At 42.7% G+C, this 23226-nt stretch carries 10 protein-coding genes and 1 riboswitch; of the genes, 4 read left to right on the forward strand and 6 right to left on the reverse strand.

The window, feature by feature from the left end; translation table 11 throughout:
* The first annotated feature begins 37 nt into the window (after positions 1–37).
* On the forward strand, positions 38–517 hold the full coding sequence (locus PCIT_RS11475; protein WP_010363356.1) for an acyl-CoA thioesterase: 480 nt from the start codon (positions 38–40) through the stop codon (positions 515–517).
* A 163-nt stretch (positions 518–680) separates the two neighbouring features.
* Here the strand turns inward: PCIT_RS11475 and PCIT_RS11480 are convergent, their stop codons facing one another.
* The 3 genes from PCIT_RS11480 to hutH form a co-directional block, all read right to left on the reverse strand.
* On the reverse strand, positions 681–1454 hold the full coding sequence (locus PCIT_RS11480; RefSeq protein WP_010363354.1) for a ribonuclease H family protein: 774 nt from the start codon (positions 1452–1454) through the stop codon (positions 681–683).
* A gap of 391 nt (positions 1455–1845) precedes the next feature.
* Positions 1846–3846 (reverse strand): urocanate hydratase, encoded by a 2001-nt coding sequence (locus tag PCIT_RS11485; RefSeq protein WP_010363351.1) that lies wholly within the window; start codon positions 3844–3846, stop codon positions 1846–1848.
* Positions 3847–3857: 11 nt separating this feature from the next.
* On the reverse strand, positions 3858–5351 hold the full coding sequence (hutH, locus tag PCIT_RS11490; protein WP_010363349.1) for a histidine ammonia-lyase: 1494 nt from the start codon (positions 5349–5351) through the stop codon (positions 3858–3860).
* 136 nt (positions 5352–5487) lie between these two features.
* On the opposite strand from hutH, the gene PCIT_RS11495 reads away from it, so the two are divergent.
* Positions 5488–6387, forward strand: coding sequence for a LysR family transcriptional regulator (locus tag PCIT_RS11495; RefSeq protein WP_010363347.1), 900 nt, complete (start codon positions 5488–5490; stop codon positions 6385–6387).
* 105 nt (positions 6388–6492) lie between these two features.
* Here PCIT_RS11495 and PCIT_RS11500 read toward each other — a convergent pair whose 3' ends face one another.
* The gene (locus PCIT_RS11500) at positions 6493–7578 is read right to left on the reverse strand and encodes a Kelch repeat-containing protein (protein ID WP_162144413.1); all 1086 of its coding nucleotides are present in this window, start codon (positions 7576–7578) and stop codon (positions 6493–6495) included.
* Between the two features lie 486 nt (positions 7579–8064).
* Positions 8065–8152: riboswitch (cyclic di-GMP riboswitch) on the forward strand.
* 74 nt (positions 8153–8226) lie between these two features.
* Between PCIT_RS11500 and PCIT_RS11505 the strand changes: the two genes are divergently transcribed.
* Together PCIT_RS11505 and PCIT_RS11510 are read left to right on the forward strand one after the other, a co-directional pair.
* Positions 8227–8412, forward strand: a complete 186-nt coding sequence (locus tag PCIT_RS11505) for a hypothetical protein (protein ID WP_010363343.1) — start codon at positions 8227–8229, stop codon at positions 8410–8412.
* Between the two features lie 30 nt (positions 8413–8442).
* Positions 8443–10659, forward strand: coding sequence for a DUF4955 domain-containing protein (locus tag PCIT_RS11510; RefSeq protein ID WP_010363340.1), 2217 nt, complete (start codon positions 8443–8445; stop codon positions 10657–10659).
* A gap of 69 nt (positions 10660–10728) precedes the next feature.
* Here the strand turns inward: PCIT_RS11510 and PCIT_RS11515 are convergent, their stop codons facing one another.
* A complete protein-coding gene (locus PCIT_RS11515) occupies positions 10729–22023 on the reverse strand; it encodes a tandem-95 repeat protein (RefSeq protein ID WP_010363338.1) in 11295 nt (3764 codons plus the stop codon).
* The gene (locus PCIT_RS11520) at positions 22020–23204 is read right to left on the reverse strand and encodes a TIGR03032 family protein (RefSeq protein WP_010363336.1); all 1185 of its coding nucleotides are present in this window, start codon (positions 23202–23204) and stop codon (positions 22020–22022) included. The genes PCIT_RS11515 and PCIT_RS11520 overlap by 4 nt, the downstream gene beginning before the upstream one ends.
* Positions 23205–23226 lie beyond the last annotated feature (22 nt).

Below are 23226 nucleotides of genomic sequence, written 5' to 3' on the forward strand. Positions count from 1 at the left end.
TATACTTGAATAATACTTTAGGTATAAGGGGCAAAATATGGCGCGTAATTCAGAAGTGGTATTTCGATTTTTAGCCGAACCTACCGACGTGAACTTTGGAGGTAAAGTCCACGGCGGAATCGTTATGAAATGGATAGACCAAGCAGGTTACGCCTGTGCGGCTGGATGGAGTGGCAGCTACTCGGTTACAGTCTCTGTAGCAGGAGTGCGATTTAAACGCCCCATACTCGTTGGACAAATTGTTGAAGTTTCGGCACAAATTGCGCATACCGGTAAAACAAGTATGCAAATTTTTGTCAGCGTAAAGTGTGGTGATCCACAGAAACAAATCTTAACTGAGAGTAACCATTGTGTGATCAGCTTTATCGCGATGGATCAAGCTGGGTACCCTATCCCCGTGCCGTTGTTTGAACCTTCGACTGAAGATGAGAAAAAGCTTCAGCTTTATGCCATTAAAATGAAAGAAATAGCAATTGAAACTGAATCGTTGCTACACCGTACCATTGAAGACGAGTAATAACGCGATCAGTTACTGTTAAATCAGTTTAATTATGTAATGTACAAAGCCACGCATACACAAGTGACGTCACAGACCAACTGGGCGTCGCTCAACATAGTTAAAATTTCTGAAGCACTGTGATAATGCGCCAGAATACTCGTTTGCCACGCCACCATGCTCTCTAACCTGCTCTCATAGCTAGTATTGCCGGAATATCAAATTTACCAGAATACTCAACAAAATTACTATCTTTAGTTTCAATCGCTAAAATTGACATTCTATCCGCCAACTCATTGCCTTCAATACCTACATGGCCATTAACATGATAGATTTTCACCTCACAGCTCAAGGCCTGATAAAGCGCATATGCGGGCTTTATTAAATCCAAGTTTTTAATTTCACCACTTGCTTTTACCCAACCTTTTTTCTCCCATCCAGCAGCCCACTTAGTAATACAATCTATTGAATATTTAGAGTCGCAATAGATGGCCACTGACTTACCGCTAGATAAGTATGATTTGGCGAGTATCAAAGCTTGCGTTAATCCGTTTAGTTCAGCTGTATTATTCGTGCCATTAGCTTGGTAAAGCCCATACCACAATGCACTCAGGCTATTATTTTCATATACAGCAAGACCGGTCCCCGCTTCTCCTGGGTTTGGCTCACAGCCCCCATCTGTAAATACTTTAATATCAAACGCCATATCTGTGATGTCTGACTGAGATATCGCTGCAGCTTTAGGTTTAGTAGAGGGTAACTTTTTGCTCGCACTCGGTTTAAGACCAAACGCAACTTCAGCTTCTTCACGAGTGGGGAAAGACTTATATTTTGCGCCCGAAAATCCGTCTACCTGAGCCTTACAATCAGACCAAGTCGTATATATACCACTTTTATGCCCTTTCCAAACTACGTAATATTTTTTAGCCAACGCTTTAATCTCTGTTGTTGTGTGCATAAAGCACGCATATTCATAAGTACAGAGTATACCTAGATTTAAGATTTAAGGGCATTGAAAATAAACAACAATTAAGACAAGCGACTGACATCGGTGAGTAACAGAAGCAGATAAAAGTAAAACCAGATATCATCAAACCATGTGTTCAGTATTATGGTAACGCCTTACTCTATAGTTTTCATGAAGTGAGAAAAGGACGCGGAAAACATCATTCACATTCATCGTAAATTGAATGGCAAGTTATACGTGTTGTTTTATGAAGCTTGGCTCATCTTTTACAAAGCTATTGTAAAAAGAGAGCTGCAACCTAAAGTAGGTACGCTCTATAAATTTAGGTACTGAACCTGACAGTAGCTCAGTTAAGTACTACTGTCAGATTTACGCGACATTTTTAGAAAGTAAGATTATCTAGAATATCGTCTTCTACACGATTAGCGAGGGTCACTTTTAACTTTGGCGTACGCGCCATTTCACGCTTAATAGCAAAATCAGCCTCTTCATTACGGGCCCAGCTGCGTCGCGCAATACCATTATTCACATCGAATAATAGCATCGACTTCAAACGGCGCTCAGCCTCTGGAGTACCATCTAGCAACATACCAAAACCACCATTGGTTACTTCACCCCAGCCAACACCACCACCGTTATGAATTGACACCCAGGTTGCACCTCTAAAGCTATCACCTATTACATTATGAATTGCCATATCTGCCGTAAAGCGGCTGCCATCATAAATATTAGAGGTTTCTCTAAATGGTGAATCGGTGCCACTTACATCATGGTGATCACGCCCTAAAACTACAGGCCCTATTTCACCTCGGTTAATGGCATCATTAAAAGCTTTCGCAATTTCCATACGCCCTTGTGCATCAGCATATAAAATACGCGCTTGCGAGCCAACCACCAACTTATTCTGCTTAGCATCATTGATCCACGTGATGTTATCTTGCATTTGCTGCTGAATTTCTTCAGGAGATTCTTCCATGATTTTGTTTAGCACTTGTGCTGCGATGGTATCTGTTTTATCTAGATCTTCAGGCTTACCTGATGCACATACCCAACGAAATGGTCCAAAACCATAGTCAAAACACATCGGGCCAAGAATATCCTGTACATAAGACGGGTATTTGAAATCGATGCCATTTTCAGCCATAACATCACCACCGGCACGTGATGACTCAAGCAAGAATGCATTACCATAGTCAAAGAAATATGTCCCTTTAGCGGTATGTTTATTCACAATTTCAGCATGACGTTTAAGTGTAGCTTGAACTTTATTTTTAAATACCTCAGGTTCTTCTCTGATCAAACGATTTGCTTCTTCATAACTAAGGTCTGCCGGGTAATAACCACCTGACCACGGGTTATGTAATGAGGTTTGGTCTGATCCTAAATGCACAAAAATATCGTGTTCATAAAACGCTTCCCATACATCAACGACATTGCCAATGTAAGCAATAGACACCACCTCTTCGTTGGCTTGTGCAACTTTCAAGCGCGCAATTAGTTCGTCTATATTATCAATCAGCTCATCAACCCACCCTTGCTGATGACGCTTAGTCGCCGCTTTTGGATTCACCTCAGCACATACCGTAATGCATTTTGCAATGTTACCTGCTTTAGGCTGTGCCCCACTCATGCCCCCTAACCCTGCGGTTAGGAATATCTTGCCTTGTGAGGTTTCTCCCTTGTTTAATACTTTACGAAATGCGTTCATTACCGTAATTGTTGTGCCATGTACAATACCCTGTGGGCCAATATACATAAATGAACCGGCGGTCATTTGCCCATACTGTGTCACACCCAAGGCGTTAAATTTTTCCCAATCATCCGGCTTGGAATAATTAGGGATCATCATACCATTGGTAACTACAACACGCGGGGCATCTTCAGACGATGGAAAAAGCCCCATCGGGTGACCTGAATATATATGAAGTGTTTGGTCACTTTGCATTTCACTTAAATACTTCATTGCCAGTAAATACTGTGCCCAGTTTTGAAAAACTGCACCATTACCACCGTACGTGATTAATTCTTCTGGGTGCTGTGCTACAGCAGGATCTAAGTTGTTATCAACCATCAACATGATTGCGGCTGCTTGCTTGCATTGTGCAGGGTAATCCCCTACTGAACGCGCCTTAAGGTCGTAATTAGGTTTAAAGCGGTACATATAAATACGGCCAAAATCTTTTAGCTCTTGGGCAAACTCTTGGGCCAACTCTTGATGCCATTCTTTTGGAAAGTAGCGTAACGCATTCCTTACCGCTAACTGCTTCTCTTCTGCACTCAAAATATCTTTACGTTTTGGCGCTCTGTTCGCGTCACTTGGGTACGGCTTTAGCGGCGGAAGCTCTGATGGAATGCCTTGTTTAATTTGTTCGTGAAAATTCATCGCTATCCCTCTTAATTTACTGTAAACGCTTGTGTTTTAACTAAAGTGATCATCGCATCAATATCAGGTTTTAATAGTCTATCTTCTTCTAACTTTGCCACTTTCTCTCTGATCACATCAAAGTTTTGCTCAATCAATTCCGAGCACTTATTAGGACGTCTGAATTCGATTGCTTGTGCAGCATACATCAACTCAATAGCAAATATTTTTTCTATATTTCCCAAGATTTGATTGAGCTTACGCCCTGAAATGCTGCCCATTGAAACGTGGTCTTCTTGACCCATTGAAGTAGGTACACTATCGGCAGATGGCGGGAAGCATAGCGACTTATTTTCTGTTACAAGTGCAGCTGTGGCATATTGTGGGATCATCATGCCTGAATTCAGGCCACCCGAGCTAGTAAGCAATCTTGGTAAACCATGTAAGCCCTCTAACAACAAGTAACAACGTCTGTCAGATATATTACCTAATTCAGCTGCTGCAATTGAAGCATAATCGAGCACCATAGCTAATGGCTGGCCATGGAACCCACCTCCTGACACAGCTTCTTCTTCACTCACAACAATTGGGTTATCTGTCACTGAGTTCATTTCAATTTCAGCCATTTCTTTTAAATGGTAGTACGCATTACGAGATGCACCATGAACCTGCGGAATACACCTTAATGAATATGGGTCTTGAACGCGGTCACACCCTTGGTGAGCGGCCATATTTTCAGAGCCTTCAAAAAAACGACGCATTCTTTTTGCTACTTCAACATTGCCCACAAAAGCACGAATTTCATGTAATTCAGACCTAAACGGCGACTCACTGCCTTGCATACCCTCAATACTCATGGCACCGGTAACGTCGGCAAGATCTAATAAGTAACGCATCTTAGTCAACGCTGTGATCGCATGTGACAAAATAAATTGCGTACCGTTTATAAGTGCAAGGCCTTCTTTTGCGTGCAGCTCTAACGGCGCTAAACCATGTTCACGTAACAATGGTGCAGCTGGCACCATCTCGCCGTTTTGCCAAAACTCACCTTCGCCAATCAACGGTAAAAATAAATGTGACAGCGGCGCTAAATCACCCGATGCACCAACAGAGCCCTGCTCTGGCACAACTGGAATAAGGTCTAAGTCAATAAACGCCAACATTCTTTGGATAACTTCTAGTCTGATCCCAGAAAAGCCTTGGCTTAAAGCGTGCACCTTAGTGATAAGCATTAATTTTGAAATGGGTTTTGCAATTGCATCACCTACGCCTACCGCATGCGTGATCAATAAGTTCTTTTGCAGCAAGTGTGTTTCTTCAGGTGATATTTGCGTATCGCACAACGGACCAAAACCCGTGTTAATGCCATAAATAGCCTTGTCTGAGCTTGCCATTTTTTCAACATTCTGGCGGCTCTTATTTACCTTATCCAAGGCTTCTTGACATAAATGGGCTTTTACACTGCCATCGGCAATTGCATTTACGATGTTAACATCAAGGCGGTCTACACCATACTTAAACGTCATTTTATTCTCCATATATCAACTTCTTGCGTACATATGCGCTTATATTTTCATTATGCTAACTTGTGCTTGATGTTTCATAAATGCATAATAATCGACATTCATTCCGGTTTTATCGAACTAATAAAGTGAAAGAGCCATGCAAGTTCATGATGTTGATCTAAAACTACTAAGAATTTTTGTTGCTATTGTAGAGTGCGGAGGTTTGTCTGCGGCAGAGTCACGTTTAAATATTGGTCGATCCACTATTAGCTCCCACTTATCTGATTTAGAAGTCAGGCTAGGGATAAAACTCTGTAAACGCGGCAGAAGCGGTTTCGAACTCACCGAACCGGGGCGAGTTACTTATCAAGCGTCATTGGAGCTGCTCCAGCAATGCGAAGCCTTTACAACGACGATAGCAAGCTCAAAAAATGAGTTATCAGGACGTGTTACCATAGCAACAATAGACACGATGGTCAGTGACCCTCGATGCGGTGTCGCTCGCGCAATATCGGCGCTTAAAGCAAAAAGTAACAACCTTCAATTCGATATTAATGTGTGTGAAGCACGAGAAGTTGAGACATCGGTGATCAACGGTAGGTCGCTCATAGGGCTTGGCGTAAGCCGGCACCATATTCGTGGGTTAGACTATTATCCGCTTCATAATGAAAATAATTATTTATACTGCGGTAAAGGCCATACCTTATTTAATTGTAAACATGACGATATTGCGCAGCACCTTAGTGAAGCAGAGGTCATTACCAGCAACTATATGCGAGACAAAGAAACGCGTAACGACGGCCTTAATTATCAAAATAGCGCAATTGCTTATCATGATGAAGGCATTGCACACTTAATATTGTCTGGTGAATTTATTGGATACTTACCCGAACACTATGCTAGTTATTGGGTAGACAAAGGCCTATTTAAACCTATTTTGCCGAGCAAGTATTTTTATCAGATCCCTGTTGTACTAATAACCTCAAAGAACGGTGCAAGTTCTCCATTGGCTGTTGCACTCATTGATGAAATTAAACGCTGTCACGAGTTTGAATAGAGGAGTTTTTGAATAGAAGGTATTCATAATACAAACACAATGGCGAATTATAGTGTGTTGTCGCCATTGTACACTCTACCAAATTACATTTTCTTTACCCCTAACTTACAGTCTCTCCAATGACAATATCTCAACGTTTGCAGACGTGCCTGTAGCGCCAGCTTCGACAGCACCACCGAGTAGATAAATTTTGTTATCAATAGTCACTGCGCCAAGTCCATGACGTGTAGAAGTCATCTTGAGTGACTCAGTTGACCACATATCGCGTTTTATATCGTAACGCCATACCGAATCAAACGTGCGAGTTTTCATCCTCTTTTGATTATTTTCATCATACACATAGGTATACTCTTCACCGCCAAAGACATAGATCTGATCATTTATTACAGCAGCAGCTAGCCCGGCACTTGCTTGTGGCATTGGTGCAAGTTTAACCCAGCGATCAGCTATCGGATCATACCTGTGCATTGTTGCCAAGTTTTTATAGTCGAGTGCATTAATGCGCCCGCCCATCACGTACCATTCATTATCAAGGGTAACAGACGCCGCAGAGTTGCTTGCCAGTGGTAAAGGAGCGGCTGATTCCCACTTTTTATTTCTCAACACCCAGTGTTTATCTGTGTCAACCAGCTGCCCATCAACCAACGTTCTTCCACCAGCAACGTGTACTTCATCATTAACCACACCATAAACAGACTCTCCTTGTGGGATCGGTAAATCTGGCCCTCGTCGCCATTTGAAACTGTCTTCCTGATATATATACACTGAATTTTTTACCATCCACGCGTTTTCCTTGGATGCATCGAATCCGCCTATGGCGTATAACATGTTATTGTTGCTCACCAAGCCTAAGTGATGGCGCGGCTCTGGCAGGTTAGGTCCAATGAGCCACTCTTTAGTCATGTCATCATAGATATAGGTTTTTTCTGACGCTGCTAGATGCGCTAACGTCGCTTGAGCAGGTTTTACTTTTTCAAACGCACCAGCAACATAGATCCGTCCTTTGAATTCAGCTGGGTAAACTTCTTGTAATGCCACAGGCAGAGGCTTGGCAGAATGCCAGTTCATGAGTGTCACAAGTTTATGTGCTCGCTCTATACTGCTATCTGAAAATGCCTTCATACTTACGACTGAAACCCCCGCTATCATCAAGTGAAAGGTTACACCTACCATACTCAGTTTAAACATCATACTTATCCTTAAAACCATATGTAATACTCGCTTATGCTAGTTGTTAGAACTGAACTGAATCAAGCAGACCACAACTATATTAAGAAAACATTCACTTTTATAAAAAATAATAGTAATAATAACAATGGCTTTTCATATATCTATTAACCTTTTTAGCGCTCTTATATTATTATCATTTATCGCCCAAAGTTAAGAATGCACATATAAATTCACAGCCTAACTGGCAAAAAGACGAGGCTACATACAATGGGCTGAACCATTGGCCTAGGTGTAGACAGCAAACATGGTTTTCTACCGGAGCAATTATTTCACATCGGTTTAAATACCCTCGTTGTCAACGTGATGGTATTTTTAAAAACTCTTTTTATGGACCCATAAAAACTAAATTAGGTCTGCTCACAATCATTTAGAGCTTATACGTAAATTTATTATTGTAAAAATTGGAACCTTCCTATAAAGTGCCGGCAACACATCAAGTAGATGTGCTGTAGTCACTGGCAAACTAAATGAAAATTTAGGACGCAAAGCCACCGGTCTAAAGAACGTTATGTTCCACGACAGCGGGGTTGCTTTACCTTAGGATAGGTAAATTTATATACGGAATATTCCGCCAGTATCTGCCTATATTTTATTTATAAAAGGTACGATATGAAAACCAATCTAGCTCCATACACTAAATACGCCGTTATCAATATGGCACTCATCTTTGCATGGGTTTTATCACTCGCAACCAGCGGGATAACCGTGTCTAAATCTGACCCAAATTGTGGTTTTATTACTGAAGCGCAAACAATGGATATTTGCTACAAGTTACACGGCAAAACACGAAACTAGCTGCAAAAAACACACAAATTTGAGTGATATATGACAACACCAATTTCAACTTTTTTCGCAACTTTACTTGTTGCGTCAAGTGCATCTCATGCCAGTCACTTTTGGCAAGACTATCAAGATTCACGAGTAGCAGGATCGGATCTTCGTGATCCTACATCTCAAATACATGACGATAGAACCCTAAGTAATTATTCTTACGCTGGTTATCAATTTGCAAATACGTCCATTCCCGACTCAACAACCCTCGGCTATAAAGTATTTGAAGTAACAAATTATGGTGCGCAAGCAAATGATGGCGAGTCTGATAAAGCGGCTATTCGCGACACAATCAAAGCCGCCGAACATTACATAGACGCCGGCGGCTCTGGCGCAGTGATCAAATTCCCAACCGGTACTTTCCACATTAATAACGACACTGACGTAGCAAGTGTCGATTTATCAAACACTCCCACAGGCGTGCGCAGTAGAAAAAGCGCAACCATAAAACTGTCTCGATCTAACATGATATTACAAGGTAGCGGCCGTGATACGGTGCTTTATATGGCAAAACATTTAGATCTGGTTTACCCAACTAAAATGTGGACTAGTCCGTATATTATTGAAGCTGGTTACAACTATGACAACCGAGATCCAAATGTCAAAGGCGTACCTCAACCATATAGCTCACCGACGGGCGATAAATTTATCGCCCTTGTTGAATCATCGCACCCTCGCACCTCAGCACGTGCCATTTCTGTTAATGACAGCAGTAACTTAAAAGTTGGCCAGTGGGTTATGTTAACGAGGTTAGATAATAGAAAAAGTACCATTGATAGCGCAGTATCGCCCTACAAGGCTGATAGCAGTTGGAAGCAGATCAACAAAGGCTTACGTTCTCAGGAGTATCACCGAATCGTTAGTATCAAAAACGATGTGGTAACATTTGATGCGATTATACACCATGATATTGCATCAGATGGGTATTGGGGGTTAAAAAAGACTCAGTTCATTGAACACATAGGCATTGAAAACCTGACAATTAAAGGCAATTGGCACACCGCTTTTAAACACCACGCCAGTGGCGTGCATGATGGTGGTTGGAGTGCACTTCGTTTGAGCAATGTTGCAAACACATGGGTTCAAAATGTAAAGTTTGAAAACCTAAATCAGGGCCTGTCTATTGTCAATGGTGCCGCAAGTACGTTTGATAACTTAACGTTTTCTGGTACACCCGGTCACATGAGTTTAGATATAAACGCCTCTACCCATATTCTAGCCTCTAATATTAAAGATACCGCTCAGCACTGGCATGCCGCTGGGTTTTCTCATAGAGCAACAGGCAATGTACTAAAAAATTCTTACCATGCGCCTACACGTTTTCATAACCTACACTCCGATATGCCTTACGCAAACCTCATCGATAATAATGTTGGCGGGTGGAACTATGGCTTTATGGGCGGTGCAGTTAGTAGCCAACCAAATCATCTTAAACATTTGGTTTTTTGGAATGTTACGAACACCAGTACACATAAACAACCTGAAAAGTGGGCGTTTATGCGCCATGACAGTAAGTATGGCCGAGTGATCATGCCCTATGTGATTGGAATGAAAAGCACGACATTTTCTGAGTTTGAAAGCCAACAAACTTACGACAGATTACTGCCTAACTCGCCTCAAGCATTTGTCGAACAAGCTGCTGCCGTTTCTAGCTTATACCAAAGCCAGTTACAACAGAGGAGATGCGCCCCACGTTTTAGTGAAGAAAACCTAATTGGCTATTGGGCATTAAACAACACACTATGCGACCAATCCGGTTATCAGCATAATGCAAGGCTATTTGGGCAACATATAGGTCAATTTAATGGTATCAACGAACGTATTGAGTTAGGAGATTTTGATACTGTCAGCCGTATCGAACTTGATTTCAAATATGATTCATGGAACCCAAATAAAACCGGCTTTATGATATCAAAAGATAACTACGGCACTAAGAACCCGTATTACATACAAGTAAACAAACTAGGTGTACTCAGTGCTCGAGTTAATGGCTCAGGCGTAAACGCTGGAAATTATGGGGATGGGCAATGGCATACGCTGACTATGGACCTTAAGGGTAACCTACTGTCATTATCCATTGATGGCATATTCATCGGCTCTAAAGAGGTCACCGTGCCAAAGCACAACGATGTCCCTTTGAGTATTGGGTCTACGCCAAAAAATACCTACCCATTTATTGGCGAAGTGGCTAATTTTAAGCTTTATCAGTAATCACATTCTCTGAAACGATAAAAAGCCCCAAACTGGGGCTTTTTATCGTTTCAATTACCGTTCTTGCCTTTAAAAATGGTAACTTAACCCCAGCGCGACTTCATTTATATCATTTTCAGATAACGGATAACGCGTGTATTGTATATCTACATCTAGTGAATCAGACAGACCATAAGTAAGACCTAACCCATAATATAAGTCTGTTTGTTTATCTTCATAGCGTGTATGAAAACGGCCATCTCGGGTACTATCTAAGTGGTACTTCCAACCAAATGCACCTAAAAACAACTTCCCTGAAAACGAATCAACGTTAAATGCCTCATAACCGATTTGTAGTGCAAACCCTTCAGGTAAGATTGGTGCTGTACGACTCACCTCACTTTGCACTGATTCGGGTGATGTAACATCGCCACTGAGCGTGATTCTGCCTTGCCCTAAATCGATATAACGAACCCCAATTGTAAATTGAGGGAGTAACTCATAATATACCCCTGCCGACCAACTACTGCTGCTGTCGTCAATATTACTGGTATGCAACGTTGTATTTGGCGCACTATACTTCGCATCAGCCTGCCCCACGGTACCCTGTACCGACCAAGTATTTGCAACTGCGGGCAAACTCACTAAACACGTCGTTGAAATAAGTGCAAAGCTAGGTAACGAGAGCTTTCTTCTACGGATCACAAATGCAGATATCATAATTATTAACATGCCTCCAAAGCTTCCTGATGATTTATTCGCTATCGTTACATTCGATAGTGCCGTCACTGTTATATTAACTTTGCCTTCTGATTGTGCCCCATTCGAATCTCGCAACTGATAAGTGATAATATCATTGCCTTCAAAACCCGCCTTTGGTGTATAGGTCAGTGTATTGTCTATATTCACAGCAACACTCCCTGAAGCTGCTTGAGCAGAAACAACCGATAGCGTATCACCGTCGGCATCAAAATCATTCGATAACACATCAATGATTAGGCTACTCTCACCCACCAATTGTGCAGAATCATCTTGAGCTACAGGGGCTGAATTACTGGTAAGCGTAATCGTCGCTGTACTGTTTGATGTGCCGCCATTTCCATCTTTTATACTGTATTGAATAAGGGCAGTACCTATTAAATTGTTAGGTGGCAAATAAACGAGTTTATTGTCGCTCACCGTCACTACCCCAAAGTCTACTGTTGCACCCGTGATCTCCAATGTGTCACCATCCGAGTCTGTATCGTTTGCCAATACATCGATAACAACTTCTTGACCTGCTGATATAGTCACTTCGTCACTCGTAGCGACTGGAAGCGTATTATCTGTCATAGGAATAGCAATACCACCTGGGTCAATAACGGTTCTGTTAGCCATGCCATCATCGTCGTTAGGTCCACCATCCACAATTTGTAACTGAACACACCATGCACCTTCCATTAAACCATTTTGCCAGATACTGCTGCCCGGAGGTGGACAAAATCCAGGTTCACCTTGCGCAGACAAAACAGCATCGTTACCAGACGTATCGAAGTCAACCCACTGGCCTTCTTTTAACTTTCGATAAACACCATTAGCAGGAATAGGATTTCTTTGTGGTATCACTAAGCTATAGGTGTCGCCCGCTTGAGGTAAACCCGTGGCAATAAAGTCAAACAGCCCACCAATGTTGGTTGCAGCATCATCCTGCGGTAATTCACTTTCAAGTAGCTGCACACCTCCAGTACTGTTTTGTAATACAGTTGCTCCTTTGCGAAGACATACGCCAGGATCGCCTTCCACCAAAAATTGCTGAGATTCACTTGCCTGTTCTTGCATAACGTTACAGTCACTGATCGCATCTTGAAAATCTGGAATACCATCGCCGTCAGAGTCTATATAACCTTCTTGATCATCAGGTATTAAATCACCATCTGTATCTGTTTTGCCCAACGCCACCAGCTCAGGAATTATTTCTAAATATAAGTCTTGTTGTGTCGACAGACTTGGCGATGCATTATCTGCTGCAAGAACCGTTAATTTATAGATCCCAGCGAGTAAACCGGCTGGTGAAAATACAAACTGATCAGTTGTTGTGCTTTGATTGACCAGTTCTGGGTCACTTTGCCAAGTCAATGTCACTACATCGGTCGGATTCGCATCTGATGCCTGCGCAGACACCGTCACAAGCGCTTGATCAGCTGTTAGCGTCAAACGCTTCTCTCCCGATTGCTCAACGCTTGTATTAATTGACGGTGCAACATTCTGCTCAATAATAGTAATCGTCGAACTCGATTTGGCACCCGTGTTTAATGCACTATCAAGGCTCACTATAATTGTTTCCGAGCCTTCTACCTCACTATCTGCAAATACGTTAAAAGAGATTTGACCTTGTATCCCTGACTCAATAACAAACTCGCCTGACTGTAAATCATGGTCATTACTGTTTGCTGTGCCAGATACACTATAAGGTACAGTCACTGGGTAAGATACCGCAGGGCCATTCAGATACACATCAATCGTATGTGTTTGCTCTTCTGCAACAAGGCTATCTTTTTGTAAAGAGATAAGCGGGTTAACAGATACGGATTGTGTTGCGACTGCTTGCTGTCCAAGTCCATCCGTTGTTTGCCAATAGGCAAGATGGTTACCAGGAGCAAAAATTGGCTGCCCACCAACAAATGACACAGCCAATGGGTTACCGGAACTGTCTGATGCAACAGCGGTCCCCAAAGCGACTTTAGTATACAACCCAGTTGCATTAACAATAATATCAGCAGGGGCTGTAATCGTCGGTATCTCCACACTATTACCGGCCGAGAATGTAATATTTGCAGCGGCGGCACTACGCCCACCCTGCGTATCTTCAACTAAATATTTAACAATAACCAACCCTTGAGTATTATCACTACCCGTATATTGGAGTTGACCCTCTGAAATATTGACAGCGCCTATTGAAGCACTAGCACCAATAATAGTCAGGGTTTGTCCTTCAATATCAGAATCATTCTGTAACACATCTAACGAGTATGTATTTGTTGCATTGGTCGTTAAATTGAATACGTCATCTTGTGCAACAGGTGAATCATTAACACCGGTTACTGTAATAAATACAGTAGAAACATTTGACGTTAATTCACCATCATTGGCGCTATAGGTAAAACTATCAGTACCAAAAAAGTGTGGGTTTGGTTGATACGTCAGTAAATCCCCTTGAATAGATAAAATACCATTTTGTGGGTCGGTGTTTTTAACAATGGTTAATGGATCATTGTCTATATCAGCCACTAAAGCACTGACTGTTGTGACTGTGTCTTCCCGTAATGTTACTTGCATATCAGTTGATGTAGGAGCCGCATTGACTGCACCAACGGTGAGATCAAAGCTTTGTAATGAAGCCGTTAATTGGCCATCAGATACGCTGATAGTAATGCCAGAGTATTCACCAACATCTTCTCTACTCGGTGTACCCGATAAGATACCCGTTGTATTATTAAATGTGCTCCATTGCGGCTGTCCAACAATAGTAAAACTTAGAGAAGTTGAGTCTTCATCACTCGCTTGAGGTGTAAATGAATAAGGCTCATCTTGTAATACACTCAATGCTGGCGACCCGGAAATAATAGGCGCATCATTTACGTTATTTACCGTCAACGTAAAGCTAGGGAGTGTTGCTGTTTGCTGACCATCGCTAACACTTATGGAAATACCAGCATAAGTACCAACATCGCTATTGCCAGGTGTACCACTCAAGGCCCCTGTTGTCGAATTAAACGTTGCCCAAGATGGTGGGTTACTAATACTAAAGCTCAGGTTATCTTGATCTGCATCGCTGGCATTTGGTGTAAAGCTAAATACCACATCTTCATTGAGTTGTGTTGATGGCGAGCCTGAAATTACCGGTGCATCATTAACACTGGTGACTGTCATTGTTACCGTTGCCGCATTTGACGTAAGCCCTTGCTGATCATCAACAGTATACGTAAATGAATCCGTACCAAAGAAGTTTGCCGTCGCAGTATACGTGATCGCCCCAGCCGCATTAATTGTAACTTGCCCGTTACTCGGTTGGGTCACTACTTTAACGGAACTTGCGTCTAGTGTACTGTCAACATCGGTGTCATTACCTAATACGTTAACTTCAAATTGACCGTCTTCTAGTAATTGGGCGGTATTGTCTACAGCCACAGGTGCGTCATTAATCGCGGTTATGTTCACAGTAACCGTTGCGGCGGTAGAGGCAAGGTTATCACTGTCTGTTAACGTGTAAGTGAAAGTCAGTTGTCCATTTTGATTTTCCTTTGGCACAATATTCAACGAACCATCGGTATTCACAGTCACTGTTGCTTCAGGGTAATCTCCAACACCTTGGCCTTTGTTTTCAAGTGTTATATTTGCACCATTAAACGCGGTATCTTCTATGTCTGAATCATTTGCTAATACCGCGAGTGTTGTCGGGGTATCTTCGTTGGTAGTAACAGTGTCATCGCCTACCGTTGGCCTGTCATTTACAGCCCCAATATTTACTGTCACTGTCGCAGTATTTGACGCCAGTCCATTAGAGTCAGAGATAGTATAAGTATAAGTATCTGTGCCATTTTCATTACTCGTTGGCGTATAAACCATCGTACCGTTGGTCTGATCTAAACTGACGGCCCCTTTGGTTGGCTGAGTAACAATCGTGATTGCACCTGAAGGGTTAGTATCTTCTACATCCGTTGCATTTGCTCGTACCGTCAGACTACCCGTTGCAGTGTCTTCATTGACTGTTTCAGTAAAGTTTGCCGCCACAGGAGCATCGTTAATGGCATTGATAGTCATAGACACCGTTGCTTTTTCTGACGTTAACCCCGTACTGTCTTTTACTGTATAGGTGAATGAATCAGCGCCATTTTCGTTCGCCGTTGGTGTATAGGTAACAATACCATTGGCGATGGTAACAGCCCCTTTTGAGGGGTTATCTACAATTGCCGCAGATGCCACAACCATGTTATTTTCAGCGTCAGAGTCATTGGCCACTACGCTGAATGTAATAGGCGTATCTTCATTCGTCGACGATGCATCAGCCACTGTTTGTGGAGCATCCTCTACCGCAGTCATCGTCATTGTGACCGTTTTAGCCTCCGATTGGGCACCAGACGAGTCTTGAACTTTATAGGTAAAGCTATCACTGTGGTTTTCACTGCCACCATGTTGATAGCTTAAGCTACCATCACTATTTAACGTCAATGTTCCGTATTGAGGATCGGTCACTTTAACCGCAGATAATGTATCACCGCTATCAGTATCATCATCTGTGGCATTACTTAATAGTCCATTCGCCGCAGTTTTACTCAGCAGTTCACCTTCATTTAAACTAAACGCAAAGTCATTACCAACCGGTGCATCATTGGTATTGACCACTTCAATATTAAACGTCAAGGCATCACTGTCCTCGGTACCATCATTCACTTTAATGGATACACCTGTTGTTGTACCTACATGCTCATCCGTTGGTGTGCCAGTCAATGCGCCAGTTGTGGTACTAAATGCCGCCCAGCTCGGTGTGTTCTCTATCGAATAAGTGTGCGAATCACCAGTGTCAGTATCGGTGAGTGTGGGTGTAAAGCTATATGCAGCATCTTCATTAATCGAAGTGATCAATGTCCCCGAAAGAACAGGCTTGGCATTATAGCGTTTTGTGGTTGTCGCAGTCACCGCCGTTGCTGCATTACCAGCGGTATCACTGACTGTCGCCGATAAGGTAAGGGTCCCTTCATTTAGGTTGGCAACATTGACATTGCTTATTTGTGCTGTGGTCCCTGTGATCGTCGTCGCTGAACTACTGCTTACCGTGCTAGCCCCATCACTAATTTGATACACAAACGAGCCACTGCTTTCTAATCCTGTTAACGTAAAGCTCAAAGCAGCTTCATTGCTGGCATTAATTAAACTTTGATCAATCGCCGAGGTATGGCCCGTTGGAGCCACGTTATCCAAATTAATTGTTTGAGTAGCAGAGCTCGAGGTATTCCCTGCACTATCAGCTTGCGTAGCTGTTACCGTGAGGGTGCCATTATTTAAACTACTAATATCCAGCTCAGTGCCTGAAAGCGTCCAATTCCCGCCAGAGTCCGCTGTCGTTGTCGTGCTTACGCCACCAATATCAACGCTCACCGTTGCACCAGATTCAGCACCACTGCCTTGAATCAAGACATCGTCATCTTCTGCTGCATTAACAGTTCCATCTGTTTCTATTGGGGTGGTTATTGTTAATGCATCCGGCGTTACATTATCCAAGGTAATAGTCGTTGTTGTTGCACTCGAAGTATTACCCGCTGCATCAGCCTGAGTTACAGATACAGTTAAACTACCATTATTCAATGCACTAATATCAAGCTCATTGCCCGATAACGTCCAATTACCACTGGAGTCTGCGGTCGTCGTTTTACTCACACCATCAATATTTATCGAAACTGATGCACCTGACTCCGCGCCGCTGCCCTTAACTAACACATCATTATCTTCACTTGCATTAACAATACCATCCCCTTCTATGGGTGTAGTAATAGTCACTACACTGGGTGCTTGATTATCTAGCGTAATAGAGGTTGTGTCAGCAGACGACGTATTACCCGCAATATCAGTTTGAGTCACTGATACTGTTAAACTACCGTTATTGAGCGCACTGATATCTAATTCATTGCCTAACAGAGTCCAATTTCCGCTTGAATCTGCTGTCGTACTCTTACTTACACCATCAATATTAACTGCAACCGTTGCACCAGACTCTGCACCGCTACCTTGAATTAACACATCGTTATCCTCAGCCGCGTTAACGATGTCATCTGTTTCAATCGGTGTTGTAATACTGGGTATGCTCACACTGGTATCAATTGTGATAGAAAGTGCACTTGAGGCACTGCTATTATTACCCGCCTGATCCGTCGCAACGACCGTGATAGAATGTGTGTTTGCAGACATCGCAGATGTTGGTGTAAAGCTCCAGCTTCCTCCCGCAGGCACAACGATAGACCCTAGCACGCCATCTTTATCTGAGGTGAATGTTATGGTGTCTCCAGCTGTCGCCGTACCATCAATGGTTGGTGTGGTATCTGTTGTAATATTATCTGTAGTTGAACTACCTGTATCACTTGCACTGTTTAAGTCAGGTGTACTCGCAGCGCTCGGGTTTGTTGTATCTAATGTGACATTCAAGCCGGTAGATACCGACGATGTATTATTGCTAGCATCCGTCGCTGTCGCGGTAATAGTATGTGTTGTATCTGACGTTAATGACCCCGTGGTGATCTCCCATGTACCACCTGTCGCAGTGCCAGTTCCTATTACAGTTCCACCTGATACACTACTATACAACTTAACCGTAGCCCCAGCTTCTGCGGTTCCAGTCAATGTCAGCGTTGTGTCATTGGTGTAATTATCTGTGTTTGAAGAGCCGCTGTCAGACGCCGTATTCAAATCAAGAGATACTGGCGCATTAGGTGCCACATCGTCGCTGACAGTTATGGTAAACGACTCTTGAAATGAAGAAGTACCATCGTGAGATTGTACGCAAACAATATAGCTACCAGCACTCATCGCAGCCTGCGTTTCTAATAAACTGCCATTAATTTGGAAGCTTGAGTTACCACTATTAGCAGTACACGTGCCAGTTGTTGATGTGCCAGAGTCTACTAACGAATAGGTATGCGCGCTATCATCTACATCTGTGGTACTTAAAGTACCTACATCAGCACCTGAATTTGTATTTGATTGATTTATGCTCGTTGCTGTCAGCGCTATATCAGTGGGTACATCATCCACGGCGGTGATCGTCACCACCGCTTGATTGGTACCAGTACTGTCTGAAGTACCATCGTTAAAAGTGTAATCTAACGTGACACTACTTGAGGGATCCTCAGAGGTATTTGCGTAGGTTATCGACGAAATAACAGAATCAACAATACTTGATGTTGCATTGCTATTAAAAGTAAGCTTAATTGACCCTGAGGAATTGGTCGTTACAGTGCCCACTGACACACTATTATAAGTAAAGCTGCTCCCTTGCGTTAGTGTTCCTAATAAGCCCGTGTTAGCAAACACATCTGCACTATTTGCACCACCATTTCTGCTGATTGTCAGGCTGGCATTATTATAATCACCGGTATTACCATTGAGTGCATCTAGCTCGGTATCTGACACAGTTACGTCACTGTCTATTGTAACGGCACTATTGCCCTCAGTGAAAGTCCCCCCCCCATTTAACGAAGCAAAAACTGGTACGTCATTACTGGCAATAAAGGTGATCAACGTATTTGCACCACTATCCGCTACTGTAAATGCTAAATCCGCTGAGGGTGCGTTTGTCAGTGAAAGTGACAGCTCGGATATATTGAAATCCGTCGCATCGGTATCAACTTCTAATATACTTGAGCCATTAAAACGTACGTTGTTAGTTGATAACCCAGTAACACCGGTTAACGTGATCATGTCGCCAATGGCCAAATCTGTGATGGTATCACCTGACAGATCAGAGGTACTGCCTATGAAATTGTCATTCCCCCCGTTCCCTGTCATTGCATCAGTGCCGCCGCCAGGGCGAATAGTATCGGCACCCGAACCACCGGTATAAGTATCCGCACCGTTAAAATCGGTGGCTGATATAGTTAATACATCACCGCTAAGCGCACTCGCATTTAACGTAATGGCTCCGGTAATTGCACTACCTGTTGCATTGGTTATATCAACCGTGCCACCATCAGATGCAAAATTGTCAGTTAGAGTCAGTGTGAAATTGCTATTTGTGCCTAGCGCAACCCCTTCAACTGACGATACAGATGTACTGCTAAAATCAAAAGTACCACCATCCATTAACTTCACTATTTCGCTGCCAGCACTACCAGTAATTGACGTACTAAAATCACCGATATTCGCAACATCAATCGCAACGGTTGCTCCACTACTTAAACTCAGCGACCCAATATTAAAGTAACTACCGCCAGAGACATCTGCGCCATTAGAGGCTGATACTATATCAGTTTGACTCGCATCACCGGTCAATGTGCCAGTATATGCACTAGAGCCAATATCAAAGGTAACAACATCAGTTGATGAACTTGCACTGACATTAGTCGAGCCATTACTGATAGTCACAGTTCGCGTGTTGGATGAGTCATCACCGACACTGTACGACTCAATCGAAGAATAAGTAGTAAAGTCACCGTCACCACTGATGGTAATTGTTTCAGAACCAGACGCAGTCACCGTGCCTGTAAAGCTGCTATGTTGGCTTGCACTCATAGTAACGGCAGAACCTGATGCTAAGGTCAGGTTATCCACATTTGAAATCGACCCTGCCGATATATTGGCACCACTGCTTAGGCTAAGCGTATCGGCTAGAGTATTTTCACCCGTAATGGTACCGGTAAATGTAAGTGCACCTAAATCAAACGTGATTGCATCAGTGGCTGAGGTTGCTGTAACAGAATGCCCCGCACTGGTAACTGTCACCGACCGAGCGTTCGTACTGTCATCATTTAAGGTATAATTCTCAATCGCCGATACGGTACTCACATTGCCATCACCAGACACAGAAATAGTTTCAGTACCGCTGCCAGATACCGTTCCAGTAAAGCTAGACAGTTGAGCCGCATTAATTGTTACAGTACCACCAGCAGTAACCGATAAATTCTCAAATCCGCTGACTGTCGCACCCGATATGTTTCCACCGTTGGTAACAACCAAGGTATCAGTACCACTTCCACCCGCTAAAGTTCCCGTCGCACTCAGTGCATTCACATTAACCGTATCATCATTACCACTACCTGTTAGGTTTTGTGACGCGCCGCCTAAAGTAAATGTATTCGCTACACTCAACACATACGTTTCAACCGCACTGTTCCCCGTTAAGCCATCTGTCGCTGAGGTTATGGTAATTGAGTCAGTACCGCTTGCGGTTACCGTTGAAAAGCCATCGTGTTGCGCTTCTGTCATTGTGACCGATGCGCCACCGCTCAATGTTAAAGACTCGAATGCGCTGACTGTTGCATTGCTGATATTAGCCCCTGTACTCATTTGCAGCACATCTGTATCGCCGCCACCAGCAAGCGTACCCGTAACACTTAACCCAACAATATTAACGGTATCTGCACTAGTACTACCGGTAATATTTTGCGCTGCACCAGATAAGGTAATATTAAAAGCCGCATTTAAAACATACGTTTCTATGTCTGCATCAGCAGTTACCGTACTATCCCCATCGGCACTTGCCAAAGTAAATGTATTAGTACCAGTGCCATTTATTGTCGTAAACCCATCGTGTTGCAACTCACTCAGCGTTAACGACCCATTGTTATAGGTAGACAGGGTTTCAAAAGTGGTTAAACTGGTAAATTGCGTCAGATCACTGCCATCTATTACAATGATTTCATCTGTACCGTCCCCACCTTGCGCGGTTGACCCAACAATATGACTGGCTGAAGATATGGTTAAGGTCTCATTGTCACTGCTGAAACGAATAGCAGGGCTTAGATTTGTGCCCGATGTGGTATTAAATGATGCTGCAGAGCTACTTGCCGCGGTTACATTAGCCACACTGATTACAGCAGTGCGTGTCTCGCTATTATCAGTACCATCGTTAACAACAACAGTGACCGTTCGAGACGTGGTATTAGGTGTATCACTCGAGTTGTTATATGTTATTGCTTGTAAGAATGTTGCCACCTCAGCGGTTGTTGCTGTTGCCCCCGTTATAGAGAGTGTATCTTGTAGTGAAATATCAGAAGCACCACTTACCCCCGTTAGCGCATTTTGCGCACTTGCCGATACATTCAGCCCTTCAGATGCGCCATCTTGATCATTCGTTAAACTGACTGTAATCGTTGTTATCGTATCTGTATCTGTGACCGTTGGGCTGGTAATAACACTGACAGCCCCAGACCCTTCAGAAAATGAGGCTGTTGTGTCACTTCCAGAGGTGCCGCTATTTAAATCAACAACAGGTGCGGCGTTACCTCCTCCGTTCCAATTAAAACCAGCTTGAGTACACTCCCTCTCGGTTGGAAATGTTATTGGGAGCTGTGTGCAACTTCCTGAAGCAAAGTACTTTCTTACTAGTGGGTCATTCTGATTAATTGTTTTATCACCACTAACAATTGTGACATGTTGTTTTACTTCTTGGACTAAGCCATTTTCTCGTAAAAAGTCGATGGTATTTTTTTTATCTAGTTCTACAGCTTTATTTTTCTTAAATAGATTTGAGTTTTTTGAACTGAATGCATCAAATGGATCAGCATATGTACTTTTAGCTGACTCTTCATTAACGATCGCTATTGCGCCAGCTTGAGCACTATAGGAGTAAAAACCACTTGATAACAAAGTTGGTATCAATAACCCTAAAGTACTTTTCTTGCACTTTAAATTAGTCATATATTCGATTCCTTAATATATTCATACAAATGCCCACTTAACACATCATCACTGCTAATAATTTCTGGTTTAATTGAATTAGGAATGATTGCAATGTCGTATATTTGAGATACATCACCGGTAAATTCTAACTTCGATACTAGTAACCCATTATTGGCATTGATCAGCCAAATTCCGCAGCGGCTGTCTTCAGGGGTTAATTTTATACGTCGAGTTATTGACCCTTCATCTGACGATTCACGTACTTTACTTAGCCCTACTATTAACAAATCACCTAAAAATATTATTCCTCGGGTAAATCCAGGTAAATTACACAAAACCTGCGTGTCTTTAGTCGTAGGATCATAAACGTGAATTGCGCCATCACCAGACGCACAATAGTAGACTTTTCCATCATGGCATTTTGGTGAATGAGGTAACGAAATATCAGATTTTAAAATACGATTTTCTCGAACATCAATTAAAACCCCGCTGTCACTGTTTTTATTGCGCCAGTCTTCTTTTGCATTAGATTGGCTAAACGCCGTCACGTATCTTGGCTCCCCATCTAACATCGCCATACCATTTAAATGGCATCGATTTTCAGGTTTCAATTCAGAAATAAACGGCGGTTGCCAACACGCAATAAAGCTATGATTCGCACTTAACTTTGAAAGGCATGAAAAAATAGAGTTAACGACCCAAAGACCGTCATTTCCCCATGCGATATCATGGATATTAATCATCCCTGTCATTAACGCAGATCTTTGAATGTAAAGTGAATCAGCAGTTTTTAAGTCCTGTATTTGCTCTGCCCTTTCAAGAATCGATTGTTCATCTTCATTGAACTCATCTCGTTTAAGTTTCGCTGCGAATTCTTCAAACTTATCAAGTTTTCCATTTACCACGTCCGCTAAGGATGAATCAGATACTTGAAAGTCAATCACTTGATTTAACGTGCCGAGGGTTATTCTATTTTTATCTGCAAAAAGCCCCATAGGCCTCGGGAAAGCTTTTAACTTTGTTTCTAGCTTGCCATTTTTAGAGCGCACGATTATCAGCCTTTGTGATTGATAGCTTGTCGCCAGCAAAGAAACACCCAACTGTTCCAGTATTTTCGGTAAGTTGTCACTGTATGTGCTGCTGAAATCTAAGTTTTCAGTTTCAGAATTCCCACTCGGTGTTGAGGTACTCAAAATCATATTCTCCGTTATTCATTTAGTA

Source organism: Pseudoalteromonas citrea (assembly GCF_000238375.3).
GTDB classification, from domain to species: Bacteria; Pseudomonadota; Gammaproteobacteria; order Enterobacterales; family Alteromonadaceae; genus Pseudoalteromonas; species Pseudoalteromonas citrea.